This window comes from Virgibacillus necropolis (assembly GCF_044793635.1).
Classification (GTDB): Bacteria; Bacillota; Bacilli; order Bacillales; family Amphibacillaceae; genus Virgibacillus_F; species Virgibacillus_F necropolis_A.
In genome coordinates this window covers 1,622,355-1,639,268 of sequence record NZ_CP084992.1, presented here as the reverse complement: position 1 = coordinate 1,639,268, position 16,914 = coordinate 1,622,355, and the positions used below count along the sequence as shown (strand labels likewise).

General features: G+C 36.4%; 13 protein-coding genes. All 13 read left to right on the top strand.

Features of this window, described 5'->3' with window-relative positions:
* Positions 1 to 37 precede the first annotated feature (37 nt).
* A complete protein-coding gene (locus LG329_RS07825; protein ID WP_404456495.1) occupies positions 38 to 970 on the top strand; it encodes an ABC transporter permease in 933 nt (310 codons plus the stop codon).
* Between the two features lie 12 nt (positions 971 to 982).
* A complete protein-coding gene (locus tag LG329_RS07820; RefSeq protein ID WP_404455565.1) occupies positions 983 to 1,879 on the top strand; it encodes a carbohydrate ABC transporter permease in 897 nt (298 codons plus the stop codon).
* A gap of 59 nt (positions 1,880 to 1,938) precedes the next feature.
* Positions 1,939 to 2,556, top strand: a complete 618-nt coding sequence (locus LG329_RS07815; protein ID WP_404455562.1) for a YesL family protein — start codon at positions 1,939 to 1,941, stop codon at positions 2,554 to 2,556.
* A 53-nt stretch (positions 2,557 to 2,609) separates the two neighbouring features.
* Entirely contained in the window at positions 2,610 to 3,872 is a 1,263-nt protein-coding gene (locus LG329_RS07810; RefSeq protein WP_404455559.1) for a Gfo/Idh/MocA family protein, read from the top strand.
* A gap of 252 nt (positions 3,873 to 4,124) precedes the next feature.
* A complete protein-coding gene (locus LG329_RS07805; protein ID WP_404455557.1) occupies positions 4,125 to 5,117 on the top strand; it encodes a LacI family DNA-binding transcriptional regulator in 993 nt (330 codons plus the stop codon).
* A gap of 145 nt (positions 5,118 to 5,262) precedes the next feature.
* Complete coding sequence (locus tag LG329_RS07800) at positions 5,263 to 5,496, top strand: glycerate kinase (protein ID WP_404455554.1); 234 nt, start codon at positions 5,263 to 5,265, stop codon at positions 5,494 to 5,496.
* Positions 5,471 to 6,391: a glycerate kinase gene (locus LG329_RS07795; protein ID WP_404456492.1), complete on the top strand. Its 921-nt coding sequence runs from the start codon at positions 5,471 to 5,473 to the stop codon at positions 6,389 to 6,391. Before LG329_RS07800 ends, LG329_RS07795 begins: the two co-directional genes overlap by 26 nt.
* A gap of 35 nt (positions 6,392 to 6,426) precedes the next feature.
* Positions 6,427 to 7,257, top strand: coding sequence for an AraC family transcriptional regulator (locus LG329_RS07790; protein WP_404455551.1), 831 nt, complete (start codon positions 6,427 to 6,429; stop codon positions 7,255 to 7,257).
* 380 nt (positions 7,258 to 7,637) lie between these two features.
* The gene (locus tag LG329_RS07785; protein WP_404455548.1) at positions 7,638 to 9,005 is read left to right on the top strand and encodes a carbohydrate ABC transporter substrate-binding protein; all 1,368 of its coding nucleotides are present in this window, start codon (positions 7,638 to 7,640) and stop codon (positions 9,003 to 9,005) included.
* 83 nt (positions 9,006 to 9,088) lie between these two features.
* On the top strand, positions 9,089 to 9,967 hold the full coding sequence (locus LG329_RS07780) for a carbohydrate ABC transporter permease (RefSeq protein ID WP_404455546.1): 879 nt from the start codon (positions 9,089 to 9,091) through the stop codon (positions 9,965 to 9,967).
* A gap of 15 nt (positions 9,968 to 9,982) precedes the next feature.
* Positions 9,983 to 10,810, top strand: coding sequence for a carbohydrate ABC transporter permease (locus LG329_RS07775; protein WP_404455543.1), 828 nt, complete (start codon positions 9,983 to 9,985; stop codon positions 10,808 to 10,810).
* A 213-nt stretch (positions 10,811 to 11,023) separates the two neighbouring features.
* On the top strand, positions 11,024 to 14,701 hold the full coding sequence (locus LG329_RS07770) for a polysaccharide lyase family 8 super-sandwich domain-containing protein (protein ID WP_404455541.1): 3,678 nt from the start codon (positions 11,024 to 11,026) through the stop codon (positions 14,699 to 14,701).
* 118 nt (positions 14,702 to 14,819) lie between these two features.
* Positions 14,820 to 16,565: a beta-galactosidase family protein gene (locus tag LG329_RS07765; RefSeq protein WP_404455538.1), complete on the top strand. Its 1,746-nt coding sequence runs from the start codon at positions 14,820 to 14,822 to the stop codon at positions 16,563 to 16,565.
* Positions 16,566 to 16,914 lie beyond the last annotated feature (349 nt).

Sequence of the window (16,914 nt, the reverse complement as noted above, 5' to 3'; positions counted from 1 at the left end):
ATTAGGAGGTCATTGCATGAGGCTGAAAAAGAGTGGAATGGATGCATCGATCACCGTTGATAACAAGTTTCAACGTACAAAAAAAAGCTTATTAAAAAACTGGCAATTGTATATTTTACTGTTACCTGCACTCTTGTATTTTCTTATATTCCATTATATCCCCATGTATGGCGTGCAAATAGCCTTTAAGGATTTTTATGCTAATTTAGGAATAATGGGCAGCCCCTGGGTAGGATTTGATCATTTTACCCGTTTTTTTGATTCTTACTATTTTTGGAGACTTTTAAAAAACACAATCATCCTCAACGTATATGGGCTGATATTATTTCCTTTACCAATTATTTTTGCTCTCTCTTTAAACGAACTAAGGAACGGTCCTTTTAAAAAGTGGTCACAGACGCTTACATATGCTCCTCACTTTGTATCTGTAGTAGTAGTTGTTGGTATGCTTGTTGCCTTTTTGGATCCTGTAACTGGATTAGTAAATCACATTATCGTATCACTTGGAGGAGAAGCAGTACCTTTTTTAACAAGTCCAGAATGGTTTCGGCACATATTTATATGGTCCGGACAATGGCAAACTTTAGGGTGGGGAACAATTATTTATTTGGCTGCCTTGGCTGGAGTCAATCCAGAGTTACATGAAGCAGCAAGGGTAGATGGAGCTACAAGAATACAACGAATCATTCATATAAACATTCCATCTATATTACCTACAGTCGTTGTATTATTCATATTAAATATTGGAAATTTCATGTCTATTGGTTTTGAGAAGGTATTGTTAATGCAAAACTCCTTAAATGCTGAGACATCGGATATTATCCAAACATTCGTTTACCAAACAGGTTTATTAGAGGGGCAATATAGTTTTGCGGCAGCCATCGGGCTTTTTGACTCACTAATAAACATTATATTACTTATAACAGTCAATCAAATTGCAAGAAAGACAAGTGAAAATAGCTTATGGTAAGGGGGGACAGCTATGAAAAGGTTTAGTTTATCGGATAAAGCATTTGATGTCCTGAACAGAATATTCGTATTACTAATTACATTGATCATTATTTATCCATTGGTTTTTGTTATTAGTGCCTCTATAAGTGATCCAGCAGCAGTAAGCTCGGGGAGAATGTGGTTATGGCCTGTAGACATTACATTTGATGGGTTTAAGCGAGTTTTTGAAAACGAAGCAATATGGTTAGGATATCGAAACACGATTATATACACGGTTGTAGGTACGTTGATCCATTTATTTGTTTTGTTACCATGTGCATACGCATTATCTAGAAAAGAAACGATGGGGAAAAAAATAATACTCTGGTTTATTCTGTTCACAATGCTTTTTAACGGTGGATTGATTCCGACATATTTAGTTATCCAATCACTTGGTATGTTGGATACAATATGGGCCATTGTTATTCCAAATGTAGTTGGTGCATGGTCCATACTTGTGGCACGCGCCTTTTTTCAACAAAGTATACCGGACCAACTAGTAGAAGCATCAAAAATAGATGGAGCATCTGACTTTTTAATCTTTAGAAAGATAGTTTTGCCACTGTCTTTGCCAATTATTGCGGTTATGGCATTATTCCATGCAGTTGGTTTATGGAACCAGTACTTTAATGCACTCATTTATTTATCAGATGACAAAATGTACCCATTACAACTAATTTTGAGACAAATTCTTATACTCAATGAAGTAGGTGCAGATGGTATTGGTGAGGGAGCGGGAAATGCTGAATCCTTTATACAACAAGTGAAGACAGCTTCATTGGTTAAGTATGCAGTAATCATAGTATCGGCATTACCATTACTTATCTTATATCCATTCTTACAAAGATTTTTTGTTAAAGGTGTTTTAATTGGATCAGTAAAAGAATAATCCACTCATTATTACGTATATACGTGGAACAAAACTATCAATCATAGGAGGATTTTAGCATGAAAGGATTTGTGAACGGATACTATAATTTATGTGTATGGGTAATGAAATTTGCCTATGTTAATTTATTGTGGGTCAGTTTTACGCTTTTAGGGTTGATAGTTTTTGGATTTACGCCAGCAACAACAGCTATGTTTGCAGTTGTAAGAAAATGGATAATGGGTGAAAAGGATATAGCGATATTTAAACTCTTTTGGAAGACGTATCGAAATGAATTTTTTAAAGCCAATTTATTAGGAGGCTTATTATTTATTCTGGGGTACATCCTGTCTATTGAACTACAAATATTACGTGCCCAAGATAGCCTTGTTTATTTTATTGCTAGTTTTGGAGTTATTGCTGTTATCATTTTATATTTAATTGTTTTAATGTATTTCTTTCCAATATTAGTCCATTTTAACCTGCGAACAGTACAGTATATAAAATGGCCTTTTATAATTGGAATAATCCACCCCATTTTAACTGTATTTTTGATTGTGGGAGTTGTTCTTATAAATTATATTACTTTTATCACGATTCCAGCATTACTTTTCTTTTTTGGTGGGAGTGTTACAGCCTATGCTTTGATGTGGGGGGCCTCTCAAACATTTGCGAAGTATGAAAAAGCAACTATTTAAATAAGCACGGAATCAATAGAATGCCTAACGAATTATAGAAGGGGGAAATTAATATGGAACCAAAAACAGCCATCGTTATAGGTGCAGGTGATAGAGGAGCTAGAGCCTACGCACCTTATGCTTTAGAATATCCGAATGAATTAAAAATAGTAGCAGTAGCCGAACCAAATGATGAAAGAAGAAATAAATTTAAGGATGCTCATAATATTCAGGCAAAAGATTGCTTTACATCCTGGCAAGACATGTTGGGGAGCGGGAAAGTAGCTGATATAGCAATTGTTTGCACACTTGATAGATTTCATTATGAACCAACAATAAAGGCTTTAGAATTAGGGTATCATGTACTATTGGAGAAGCCAATGTCACCTGATCCGAAAGAATGTATAGAAATGGAACGTGTAGCAAAAAAGTACAAACGCCAATTAACTATTTGTCATGTATTACGTTACACAGAGTTCTGGTCTACTATTAAAAAGGTGATTTCAGAAGGTAAAATTGGTGATGTAGTATCCCTGCAATTAAATGAAAATGTAGAAGTTATGCATATGTCACATAGCTTTGTTCGTGGTAATTGGAATAACAAGGAAAAATCGAGTCCGATGATTTTGCAAAAGTCATGCCATGATATGGATATTATTTCTTATGTTATGGATAAAACATGTAAACGAATCAGTTCATATGGTTCACTTATGCACTTTCGCGAAGAAAATGCTCCTGAGGATGCACCAAAGCGTTGTCTAGATGGTTGCCCAGTGGAATCGGAATGTGCCTTCCATGCAGGACGTTACTATCTCGGAGAAGGAAGAGGGTGGGCGAGAAAGTTTACGGAAGATGATTCAAATGAAGCTATTATTAAAGCATTAAATGAAACATCTTATGGTAAATGTGTTTATCAATCGGATAATAATGTGGTCGATCACCAAGTAGTTAATATGGAGTTCGAAGACGGCGCTACAGCAACCTTCAGCATGTGCGGGTTTACGAGAGAGCAAACACGTATTGTTCAAATAATGGGAACAAAAGGAGAAATTCGCGGTAATATGGAAGATAACAGTATCTCTATTTTTGATTTTCTTACAAAACATGAAACAACCATTCGTTTTGATCAACCCGTAGGAGGTCATGGAGGTGGTGATAATGGGATTATTCGTTCATTCCTTCGAGATATAGAACAAATCGGGGAAAATAAAAGCCGCTCATCCGCTGCTGTCTCATTAAGAAGTCACTTAATGGCTTTTGCTGCTGAAGAATCGAGGTTGAATAAAGGAAGTTCAATAGATCTCGACTACTATTATGATAGTTTTGTAACCGTGTGATAGATATTTGCTAGTTTTAAAAAAAAGGGTGGTTTTCATATCGACCTTTATCGTTATTTTTCTTCCTATCTTTTTGAAGTAGCTAATGAAAAAGGAGATAAGATAAAAATGACTAGACCTAATTTTTACTAATTATAGTTCAGCAGGTAATATTGGGTTCCGTTGTGCAAAAGATGTGTAGAAATCAGGGTTTACAGTAAAAAAGTGCTATACTAACTATATAATTCAGTAATAGAAAGGGGGCCTTAGTAAATGGCAACAATTAAAGACATAGCACAAAAAGCTGGAGTTTCACCTGCCACTGTATCACGGGTGCTTAATTATGATGCCAGCTTATCTGTCGCTGATGAGACAAAGAAAAAGGTATTTGAAGCAGCTGAAGAGCTTTCCTATCGGAAGAGACCAGGGAAAAGATATACAGGTCAAAAAATCGCTGTTGTTCATTGGTACACAGAAAAGGAAGAATTAAGTGATCTGTATTATTTATCGATTCGACTAGGAATTGAACAACGATGTAAGCAGCTTGATTTGAATCCTGATATTTACTTTTTCAATAATATTGATGATATCAACGCTGCTGAAATTGAAGGGATAATTGCTGTCGGGAAATTTAGTGATCAGCAGGTAAAAGAATTAACAGCTATTAACCCAGCGGTAGTATTTGTTGACTACAGCCCGAATGAAGATAAATACGATGCAGTGGTAATTGATTTTGAAAAAGCTACACAAAAGATTATTGATTATTTTATTTCGACGGACCATAAGGAAATCGGATTTATTGGTGGTCGGGAGTTTCTCAAAGGACAGCCAGATGCTTTAAATGATTTACGAGAAAAGACATTTAAAAATTACATGCAGGAAAAAGGGTTGTATGATGAACGCTTTGTTTATGTTGGGTCCTTTTCTGTAGATGATGGCTATAACTTAATGGCAAAAGCCATCGACGATCTGGGCGATGAATTGCCAACCGCTTTCTTTACAAGTAGCGATGTCATGGCAATTGGCAGCTTACGTGCGTTGCATGAAGCGGGTATTGCTGTTCCAAGCCGTGTAAGTGTGATCGGTATTAATGATATGTCTATTTCCAAGTATGTCTATCCATCATTAAGTACGATTAAAGTATATACAGAACTCATGGGTGAAACAGCAGTAGATACGTTAATTGAGCGGTTGGAAGGTAGGCAGATAGCGAAAAAGGTTTTTATATCGACGAAATTAGTTGTACGGAAGAGTGTCAGGTCTTAGTGGTCTGGCATTTTTGTTTAGTCGAAGTATGTCCGCACATCGGTACGGATACTATGGGTGAAACAATAGTTGTTGATTGTTTAACGATAAGCGGGGGATTTGTTCATGTTGTTATTGGCATTGTATATAAGGAGGGAGTTCGTTAATGAATATAGTAATTGCACCAGATTCCTATAAAGGTAGTTTATCATCCTTACAAGCATCTGAAATAATGCGAAAAGCTATTTTGGATGTTAACAAAAACCATAGGGTAGTGATGAAACCTATGGCTGATGGTGGAGAGGGGACACTTGATTCATTGCTTATATCAGGTAAGGGGAAAAGGGTTCCGATAGTTTGTACTAGGGGAGAAAATAAACTCAACTTATGCAATCGTTGATTCTAAAACAGCCATTATCGAGTGCGCAAGTATTGTAGGCTTAGTTCAAGTCCCTACCAATCAACGAAACCCTGACATCACCACTTCGTTTGGGATAGGAGAAGTAATGATTGACGCTCTTAATAAGGGGTGTACTTCTTTTATAATAGGTCTAGGTGGAAGTGCAACGAATGATGGTGGTTTGGGGATGCTTCTTGCTTTGGGAATGAAGGCATGGGATAAACATGAAAATGTTGTAGGTCCTTTCGGCAAAGATATACATAACGTAAGAAAAGTTAGTTTTTCTGACATTGATTCGAGGTTGATGGAATCTACTATTAAGGTTGCTTGTGATGTAGATAATCCGCACTGTGGTATCAAGGGGGCTACTAATATTTATGGTTCACAAAAAGGTGCAACAAAAAATCAAATACATGAATATGACAAAGCACTAAATGTTTACGCTGATACAATTGAATCTGTAATTGGTAAATCAATAAAAAATGATCCTGGGGCAGGTGCAGCAGGGGGTATCGGATTTGCACTACTTTCCATTGGTGGAACTTTGGTCTCTGGGGCAGAACTCTTAGCACATGCAATGAAAATAGAGGATGAAATACAGGATGCTGATTTAGTAATCACTGGAGAAGGACAAAGTGATGAACAGACGTTATATGGTAAAGCACCTGGTTATATTGCAGAACTTGCAGGGAAATATAATGTACCTACTGTATTGATTTCAGGAAGTGTTATTGGTGATGTAGATGCGTTGGGAGAACGTTTTGCAGGATGCTTTTCGATAATAAACCAACCGCTACCCTTAGATAAATGTATAGAGCAAGCGGACGTAATGTTATATCAACAAATAAAACAGGTTATTAAATTGATGGGACCTAATTTAGTAAACATAGATTAAAGATAGTTAAAAGTTAAGAAAGAGGGTGGCAGATTTTGAATGAAAAAACTAGCGACTTAACTTTGCATGGCATTCACTTAAAAGAAAATAAGCACTTTGAAAATGATTACGTAAAAAGCCATCATCACCCAGTTTATCAAATTCTTTACGCTCTAGAAAATAATGGTGAAATAACTTTTAATGAGTGGAGCTATGAATTTTCACAGGATAGTGTAGCGTTCATTACACCATATTCAAATCATTCGATTGAGGCTAATTCTAAATTAACTGTTTTAGTACTTGAATTTGAAATCGATAAACTAGATTCAGAAATTCAAGAAGCATTACTATTTAATAATCTTAATAAAACTAAGTTAATAGACGTAAATCTTTTTGAAGCGGGTGAATTAAGACAATTATTGAGAAGAATGTTATACGAGCAATCGATAGGAAAGCCGCTTAATTTATTGGCAATGAAAATATTGTTATCAGAATTATTACTTATACTTGCTCGGTCTCATAAAAACCAAAAGATATTGGATGCTAATATTTTACGTGCTGAACGGCTCCGTAAATATATTGATACACATTACTTTGAAGTAATAAATTCAAATGATATTTCTACTAAAGTTGGTATAAGTGTTCGTCATATCAATAGCCTTTTTAAAGAACAATATAATATTACACCTATCCAATACTTAACCGAGGTAAGAATGGAAGTAGCTAAAAAAATGCTAATAGAAACAAATAAAGATATAGTTTCAATTTGTTTCGAAGTTGGATTTGAATCATTATCGACATTCTATAGATCTTTTAAAATTTTTACTGACTTTTCTCCCAATAAGTTTCGGATTGCTAATCAAATTCCAGACATAAATGAAGATTGAAAGTTAGAGAGATCTATTAAGAAATAAATCACCTCCGAAATTAAGAATTCATTTCCTAGTATTATAAGAAACTTTTATAAAAATATACTAGTATAAATCTATGCAGAGTATTCTGAAAGGAGGGTGTCTACGCCAGTTAAACATGATTAGAATAATAATAATGATATAACTGAGTGGCGCGGATGAACATTTAATTCTTTCAATTATTAGTGAACAAGAGAGAGTATAATTTACAATTGGGATGTAAATTATACCTGTACATTTCTCGTTGGAAATTAAATCTTTTATTTTTTGCAAATTTTGTTATCGCTTTCAAAAAAATATGTAGTAAATGTAGTATTTGATAATAAGTTAACTTAATTAATTAAGGGGGAGAACAAATGAAACAGAGGGGTATAATGATTCAAGTTATGCTACTACTTGTGTTTATGCTTGGCATAATAGCTATATCGGGCTGTTCGAACAAAACAGATAAGGAGACTAAAGATGGACAGTCTGGAAATAAAGAGCTTGACGTTGCGGTTTTTGAGGGTGGCTTTGGAAGAGACTTTTGGGATGCACTCGCTGCAAATTTTGAGAAAGATTACCCAGGAACAAAAATAAATATAACTGCCAACCCCAAAATTGGTGAGATGATACGTCCTAAAATCATTAATGGAAATCCGCCAGATTTAGTTTATCTAAATCAAACGGATCCATCAGGAGTGACGCAAGGTCTAATTAAGGAACATGGGCTAACTGATTTGACAGATGTGTTTGAAAGTAAAGCTTTGAATGAAGACATACCACTAAAGGATAAAATATTACCTGGAATGCTTGAAACATCATTCGCGTCACCATATGATGATGGTAAAATTTATATTGCTCCGTACAATTATAATGTTAATGGACTCTGGTATAACAAAACGTTATTCGAGGAAAATAATATTCAACCGCCAGCTACGTGGAAAGAATTCTTTGCCTTGAACAATGTAGCGAAAGAACATGACAGGGCACTCTTTACTTATCAAGGAACTGTTCCAGGCTATCTGGCTGAAATATTTATTCCAGCCATAAATGACTTAGGAGGGCAAGAAGCCTTAGATCAATTTTTTGGGTATGAACCAGAGTTTTGGAAATCTGATGTTGCTAAAGAGGTATTAGGAATTTTCAAGACAATTGCAGAAGAAGAAAATATGTTGATGAACGGAACAGTTGCACTTAACCATACTCAGGCACAAACAGCATTCATGCAGGGTAAAGCAATGTTTATAACTAATGGAAGTTGGTTTGAAACGGAAATGAAGGATGCACCAAGAGAAGAAGGCTTTGAATTTGGATTCTTAGGAATTCCAGCCTTTGAAAAAGGAGATCCTATAAGTGCTCAAGTTGCTATTGAGCAGATTTATATACCTAAAGAGGCAGATAATAAGAAACTGGCCAAGAAGTTTTTGAAATACATGTATACGGATAAGGGTGTTATCTTAAATGGAAAGAAAGCAAAGGGTGTTATGGCGGTAAAAGGAGCAGTTGACCTTGTCAAAGATTATATTACTCCATCTTCCTATAACACTTACAAGGCTGTTGAAGAGGGAATGACCCCAGTTACTAGTGATTGGAAGCCCTTACCAAAAGGTACAAATATAATGCCACAAGATATTTTATTTAATCAGGCGGCCAGCGTTATGAATGGTGAAATGACCATTGATGAATGGGCAGATAAAATGTATGAGGTATATTCACAGGTCCAAGAAAGTATGAAAGAATAAGCCGTTTCATAAAAGCCATGAGAACAAGGAATATCTGCTTTGGTAATAGTAGATATTCCTAATTAATTACGGGGTGTTAATATATGAAAAACAAGAAAAGATTAGGTTTTCTTCTAGTTTGCCTTTTACCGACTTTTATTTTATTTTGCTTTTTTATAATTTATCCAACCATACAGGTCTTTTTGAAATCAATGTATAATTACTCTGCGTTTGGTGGGGGAAGTGAATTTATTGGATTGAAAAACTACACTGATATGTTAAATGACGGGATTTTTTTAAAGGCTCTTATAAATACTGGGATACTAATGTTGATAGTTCCAGTAGCGACCTTATTTTTATCGTTAGTTTTGGCGTTCATATTATCAAATGGAAGGTTAAGGGAAAAAGACTTGTACAGAACAATATTCTTTTTTCCTAGTATTCTATCATTTGTTGTAATTGGGATATTATGGTCTTTTATATATCACCCAAATATGGGAATTTTAAATTCTGCTCTTAAGTTTATAGGGCTTGATAAACTTGCGCTAACCTGGCTAGGGAATCCAGAAACGGTACTATGGGCAATTGCGGTAACAATGATTTGGCAAGCAACTGGGTATTATATGATTATGTATTTGGCGGGTATGGACAGTATCCCAAAGGAACTATATGAAGCAGCTAGTATGGATGGTGCGACGGCAACCAAACAGTTTTTTAAGATTACTATCCCTATGCTGTGGGAGATCATTAGGGTGACAATTATTTTTAGCATTAAAGGTGTATTGGTTATTAGTTTTGTTATTGTCACAGTTATGACAGCAGGTGGACCAAATAATTCCTCACAGGTTGTTATGACCTATATGTATCAACAAGCATTCGTCAATGCAAACTTTGGTTACGCAATGGCTATAACAGTAACAGTATTTATAATATCCATCTTTCTTTCTTTCTTAAGCAATAAACTTACAGAACGGGATACCTAAAGGGGGAAATCTTCCGTGGGAAAAGTTTCAAAAATAGTAATTAGATTATTTCTTATTTTAATAACAATATGGTTTGTATATCCAATTATCTGGAATGTATTTGCATCCCTTAAAACAAATACAGAGATTCTCGAAAGTCCTTGGTCACTACCAACTAGTTTACACTTCGAAAACTTTGTACGTGCTTTTACAAAGGCTCATATGGGGGAGTATATTTTTAATTCCATATTTGTAACGGTTTTTTCTATGATTCTGATGCTTATAATAACCATTCCAACTGCTTATGCAATTGCAAGATTTAATTTTTTTGGAAAGAAATTCTTACATAATTTTTATATGGCGGGGTTGTTTATAGAGCCTCTTTATATACTGGTTCCATTATTTATGCTAATGAGCGATATGCACATGTTGGATAATCTGTTTTGGCTTAGTGTAGTCTATGCAGTTGGTCACGTTCCATTTTCAGTATATCTTCTCATCGGTTTTCTAAAAACAATTCCCAAGGAGTATGAGGAGTCAGCCTCTATAGACGGTTGTGGATATTTTTCAACGTTAATCCGAATTATACTTCCTATTGCCAAACCAGGGATTTTAACGGTTGTTATTTTTCAATTTTTTGCATTTTGGAATGAATATGCATTAGCGCTAGTTTTGATACAAACTGATGCTAAAAAGACAATACCAGTAGGACTTGCCAATTTAATGGAAGTACAGCGCTTTGCCACCGATTGGGGGGCGTTATTTGCTGCTCTTGTCATAGTATTAGTTCCTACGATTGTGCTTTATGCCTTAACACAGAAAAAGTTAACAGAAGGCATGACTATGGGTGGTATTAAAGGTTAAAAGATACACTTTCTAAATTCTATGAATTTGCATCGCTGATGTAATTTATATATATGTAAGAGTTTTACCAGAATTGCTCGGTTCTGGGGGAAATGAAATATGAGCCACTATGTAGGTGATGAATAATGAGTCATTTGGGTTTTGGTATGTGTTGTTGGCACTAGAGATAGTGGTTAAGGTTTTTGTTTTTTGAAAAATGAAGGAGTTGGTAACTTGAATCGAAAAAAGTACCGTTCGATAGGAATAATGGTTTTATCCGTATTGTTAATCACACCTTTTCTGAATCTATTTTCCCAAAACGAGGCATATGCAGCAGACGAATTCGATCAATTGCGTGAAAAATGGAAAGATTACCTTACCGGCGGAAGTGACTATGACCCCTCAGATCCCGATATTTCAAACCACATCGAAGACCTAGTTACAAGAGTCACAAACGAAAAGGAAACGGGATTCTTGCAAACTATGAATAAGTCAGGTGAACACGAATACCTATGGGACGATTTAGAAAATCATACGGGACGCCCTCCAAACTATATGACAGAAAGCTATGAACGTCTAAAGGACATGGCGCTTGCATATACAATGGAAGGATCGTCCTTATATCAAAATTCGGATTTAAGAGAAGGGATTATTTATGGTTTGGATTGGTTGTATCTGAACCGGTACAATGAATCATCATCTCAGTACGGTAATTGGTGGGACTGGGAAATCGGTTCACCTATGGCCATAAAAGATATTTTAGTATTAATGTATGAGGATCTTACCTCTGCCCAAATTAACAATTATACAGCTGCTATCGATCACTTTGTAGATGATCCAACAATTCTTACAAGGTATGGTATTGAAGCAACTGGAGCTAACCGGGTTGACAAGGCATTGATTATAGCTGTTCGCGGAATTGTTGGCAAAGACAGCGAAAAAATTACAATGGCCCGTGATGCCTTAAGCCAATTATTTAATTATGTGAATAAGGGTGATGGGTTTTACAAGGACGGTTCATTTATCCAACACAATGATATAGCATATACCGGAAGTTACGGCATTGTATTGCTCAATCATCTCGTAGATGTGCTGTATATCTTACACGATTCTTCTTGGCATGTTACAAATTCTGGCATAGATAATGTGTACCAATGGGCTTTTGAATCCTTTCAGCCTCTTATTTATAAGGGGGCGATGATGGACATGGTAAGAGGTAGAGCTATCTCCAGACAAGGGTCATCAGATCACTCCAATGGAAGGACAGTGGCTATAGCGTTACTTCGCTTATCCGAAGCCGCTCCTTCTGATATTGAGAAAAAGCTAAAAAGTATGGTCAAACATTGGGTCGTTAAAGATACCGCGTTTGAAAAATATTATAATAATCTGAGTATTAACGATATGATAATGGTTAAATCATTGATGTCCAATGAGGCAATCGAGCCGAGAGGGGAACTGATTGGCCATTACCAGTTTTCATCCATGGATCGTATTGTTCACCGTCGTCCCGGTTGGACTTTTGGTATTAGTATGTATTCCAATCGTATTCAAAACTATGAAACTGGTAATAGAGAAAATTTAAAAGGTTGGTATACAGGGAGTGGAATGACTTACCTGTACAATAACGATCTTACCCAATACAGCGATGACTTCTGGCCAACAATAGATTCGCTTCGGTTACCGGGGACGACAACGGATCTGAAACAAAAACCCGATACGAGAAGCGCTGAAAGTTGGGTTGGTGGTTCAACAATCAATGGACTTTATGGTACGACAGGTATGGCGTTTAACTACGAAGAAGGTACACTTGAGGGCAAGAAATCCTGGTTTATGTTTGATAATGAGGTAGTTGCCTTAGGTGCCGGTATTACGAGCAATAATGATCGGGAAATTGAAACAATTATTGAGAACCGCGGACTGAACGAAAGCGGGGACAACACGTTTACGGTAAACGGTGACGTCAGGAGTAGCGAGTTAGGACGGTCGGAAACGGTTGAAAATGCTCGTTGGGCCCATCTGGAAGGGAATGTTACGAATTCGGATATCGGCTACTATTTCCCGAAGTCACGTGATGTGTCCGTATTGCGGGAGGAAAGAATCGGTTCGTGGACAGACATCAACACCAACATTTTTTTAACAGATGAATCGTTCACAAGAAACTATTTGAGCATGTCTTTTGATCATGGGACGAATCCGGAAAATGCTTCTTATTCTTATGTACTGCTTCCAAATAAAAACGTTTCTGAAACAAGGCAGTACAGTCAAGATTCGGACATCCAAATTATTAAAAACACGAATGACATCCAGGCTGTTAAGGAAAAAGAGCTCGGTCTAACGGCAATGAACTTTTGGAAAGCGGGTAAAGTAGATAATGTTCGTTCACACCAGCCAGCTTCCGTTATGGTTAAGAAAGAAGGGAACATTTTAACGCTATCCGTGTCCGATCCGACACAATCACAAAATACGTTGATAATAGATGTAGGTAAAATTGGGATGGAAGTGATCAGTAAAGATGAAACGGTGCAAGTATTGCATAAGCGGCCTTTCACAAAAGTGAAAATAGATGTGAGTGGTTCAATGGGAAGATCACATACAATCAAACTGAAATATAATTCACAAGTTCCTGAGGGGCTTCCCCCTGTCTACCAACCTCCAGTCAGCGAGGAGATAAACTTGGAACCTGTCGCTGATACGTTTGTCAATGGAGGTTCACAAGCAAATCAAAACTTTGGTGCAAGATCATGGATGGTTGCAAAAGAGAGCCCATCTGCTAATTTCACCCGGGAAGCATTTTTGAAGTTTAATTTAAACTCGGTTGAAATCGAGGATAAAATAGTAGCGGCGAAAATACATGTTTATGCACAAAATGATAAGGGTCCTGCCCCTGTAAAGGCTTTTGGCGTAAACAACGATAATTGGGAAGAACTAGGTGTCACTTGGAACAACAGACCAAATATGGGTGACTTTATAAGCCAATCCATATTTAATCAAGAGTGGCAGTATCAATCTTTTGATGTGACTTCATTTGTAAAGTCTCAGCTAGATGGTGATCAAGAGGTGACAATTGGACTTACTGGCAATGGTAATTGGCCGGTCATGAATACAAAGGAAAACGAATCTAATCAACCTTATCTTGAGATTATTACCTCAAATCCAGATAAAACTCCTCCTATAACGACGGAAAACGTCAAATCAGGGTGGGAGAAAACAGAACAAACGGTGAAATTGACCGCTACGGATGAAGAAAGTGGTGTTTGGAGAACGTTGTACAGTTTAGACGGAGGGCTACTTACCAAGGGGGACACCGTTGATATTACAGATGAAGGAATCCATGAATTGGCATATTACAGCATCGATAATGCGGCGAATATTGAAGAAATTAAAATGTCAACTGTGATGATTGATATGACAGGACCCGATATTACACCGAAGGAATTAAAAAATGTTTACCGAACAGATAAAGGTTCAATCCATTTCAACATCACTGATTCGTTAAGTGGTGTCGACAGTTTAGAAGTCAAGTTGGATGGTACGAAGGTGGAGCATCCTTATACTTTTGATCCAATATCTTTGTCTACCGGAGAGCACAATGTAAAGGTAACAGCGTCGGATCTGGCTGGAAATCAGACAGTAAAAGAGTTTGTCTTCACCGTTAAAATGGATGTCGATCATTTGGATGAGGCGGTGAATTACGCAAATCAACAAGGGTGGATTACTAGTCAAGGTATTTTAAATAGTTTACTGTCGAAGATTAAACATATTCAGAAAGCAAACGGCGAGAAGCAAATAATAAATGGTTTAAATGCTTTAGAAAACCAAGTTCAAGCACAATCCGGAAAAAAGATTCAAGCATCCTTTGCAGAATTGTTGCTTGAAGACATTTCCTATTTAAAAAGGTCTTACGATGAATAAATTAAAATAGCAATTGACCAACAGACAGTCAAACAAGGCTTAAGATAATCCAGGCATTTAAGCGAACACTTATTGTTACTAGTTTGATATTAATTATGTTTTAAAGGAGTGCCAAGTCATGTCTAAACTAACCGTAGTGGGAAAAGAACTATACATGAATGATAAACCTATCCAACTAATATCTGGGGCAATCCACTACTTCAGGATTGTTCCAGAATATTGGGAAGATCGATTACGTAAGTTAAAGGCTTGTGGTTTCAATTGTGTCGAAACATATATTCCATGGAACTTACATGAACCAAAAGAAGGTGAATTTAATTTTTCGGGTATTGCTGATATCGTAGAATTCATCCATATTGCGGAGCGCTTAGGGTTATACGTCATCGCACGTCCAAGTCCTTATATCTGTGCAGAGTGGGAATTTGGCGGATTGCCTTCATGGCTACTTGCGGATCGCAATATGCAGATCAGGTCCTACCATGTACCTTATTTAGAAAAAGTAGATAACTATTATGATGTTTTACTAGAAAAGTTAAAGCCATTGTTGCAAACGAATGGTGGTCCAATAATTGCGATGCAAATTGAAAATGAATATGGAAGTTATGGAAATGATAAACGCTATTTAAATTACATGAACGATGCGATACGAAAAAGGAATGTCGATGTGTTACTGTTTACCTCCGATGGACCAACCGATTTAATGCTTCAAGGGGGGACAGTCAAAAATGTGTTGGCAACCGTTAACTTTGGGTCAAAACCAGAGAAGTCTTTCGCTAAATTACAGGAATACTTTCCTAACACACCAAACTTTGTCATGGAATTTTGGAATGGATGGTTTGATCATTGGGGTGAAGAACATCATCAACGCGATCCGCAAGATACAGCCGATACGTTTTCAGAAATGCTAGCAAGAGGGGATTCAGTTAATTTCTACATGTTCCATGGTGGTACTAATTTTGGTTTTTACAATGGTGCTAATTACGATGACAAATATGCTCCGACTGTTACAAGTTATGACTATGATTGTCCAATAAGTGAAACGGGTGATCTCACACCTAAGTTCCATGCAGTACGCGAAGCTATTTCAAAACACATGAATTTAGGCGAACTTGTGTTACCTGAACCTATTCCTAAAATGGATTATGGTACGGTTAAGATGAAAGAATCTATTAATCTATTTAATGCATTGGATCAGATTAGTAAACCCGTTAGAAAAACGCATCCAGAAACAATGGAAAAATTAGGTCAGGATTATGGTTTTATCCTTTATCGTAACCATTTAAAAGGGCCACTCGGGAAAGCTCAATTAACGATTCAAGACGTTCGAGATCGCGCGATTGTATATGTGGACCAGGAATACAAGGGTGTAATCGACCGTCTTAACAACAACACACTTATGATTGAAGTACCTAAAGAAGGAATTAAACTTGATATTTTAGTAGAAAACATGGGCCGGATAAATTATGGACCATTATTGAACGACCCAAAAGGGATTACCGAAGGAGTACGTTTTGAACGCCAGTTTTTATTTGATTGGGAGATGTACTCGCTACCAATGAATAATTTAGCAGAATTAGCATTTGAACAAACGAATAAACAAACGTCTGATCAACCGTTGTTTTATCGTGGAACATTTGAAGTTAGAGAAATTGGTGATACATTTGTCGAACTGCCAGGCTGGGTAAAGGGTATTGTCCTTGTTAATGATTTTAACTTAGGAAGGTACTGGGAAATTGGTCCACAGGAAACGTTATATTTACCAGGTCCAGTTCTAAAAAAGGGAACAAACGAAATTATTATTTTTGAAATGCATAGTACGAAAAACGCCGAAGTTTCATTGATTGATACACATAAATTAGGATAGCATGACAGTCTGAAAAAGTTCGTATTTGTCTAAGAAAAAAAGTTAACGACCTATATATTGTCGTTAGCTTTTTTTGTCCGTATTTTTGATGGGATATTTCCATTATTTTTGCCCAGTGGCCTTAATGGAAAGGGGGCCCTTTTTATGATAACAATCAAAGACATAGTCAAAAAGCTCGTGTTTTGCCTAAGACGGTAATACGAGTATTTACTTATAAAAAGCACTTTATCTGTCGCAGAAATATAGAGATATTCCCAATTTGCTACAAAGTTGGTTTGAATCGCTATCTACTTTCTATAGATTCTTTTACTAATTTCCCTTCTGAAAATTTAGGATTGGTTATCAGTTG

Coding starts and splice junctions, on each gene's coding strand:
- LG329_RS07825 (WP_404456495.1), top strand. CDS start 38: ATGGATGCATCGATCACCGTTGATAACAAGTTTCAACGTACAAAAAAA.
- LG329_RS07820 (WP_404455565.1), top strand. CDS start 983: ATGAAAAGGTTTAGTTTATCGGATAAAGCATTTGATGTCCTGAACAGA.
- LG329_RS07815 (WP_404455562.1), top strand. CDS start 1,939: ATGAAAGGATTTGTGAACGGATACTATAATTTATGTGTATGGGTAATG.
- LG329_RS07810 (WP_404455559.1), top strand. CDS start 2,610: ATGGAACCAAAAACAGCCATCGTTATAGGTGCAGGTGATAGAGGAGCT.
- LG329_RS07805 (WP_404455557.1), top strand. CDS start 4,125: ATGGCAACAATTAAAGACATAGCACAAAAAGCTGGAGTTTCACCTGCC.
- LG329_RS07800 (WP_404455554.1), top strand. CDS start 5,263: ATGAATATAGTAATTGCACCAGATTCCTATAAAGGTAGTTTATCATCC.
- LG329_RS07785 (WP_404455548.1), top strand. CDS start 7,638: ATGAAACAGAGGGGTATAATGATTCAAGTTATGCTACTACTTGTGTTT.
- LG329_RS07780 (WP_404455546.1), top strand. CDS start 9,089: ATGAAAAACAAGAAAAGATTAGGTTTTCTTCTAGTTTGCCTTTTACCG.
- LG329_RS07765 (WP_404455538.1), top strand. CDS start 14,820: ATGTCTAAACTAACCGTAGTGGGAAAAGAACTATACATGAATGATAAA.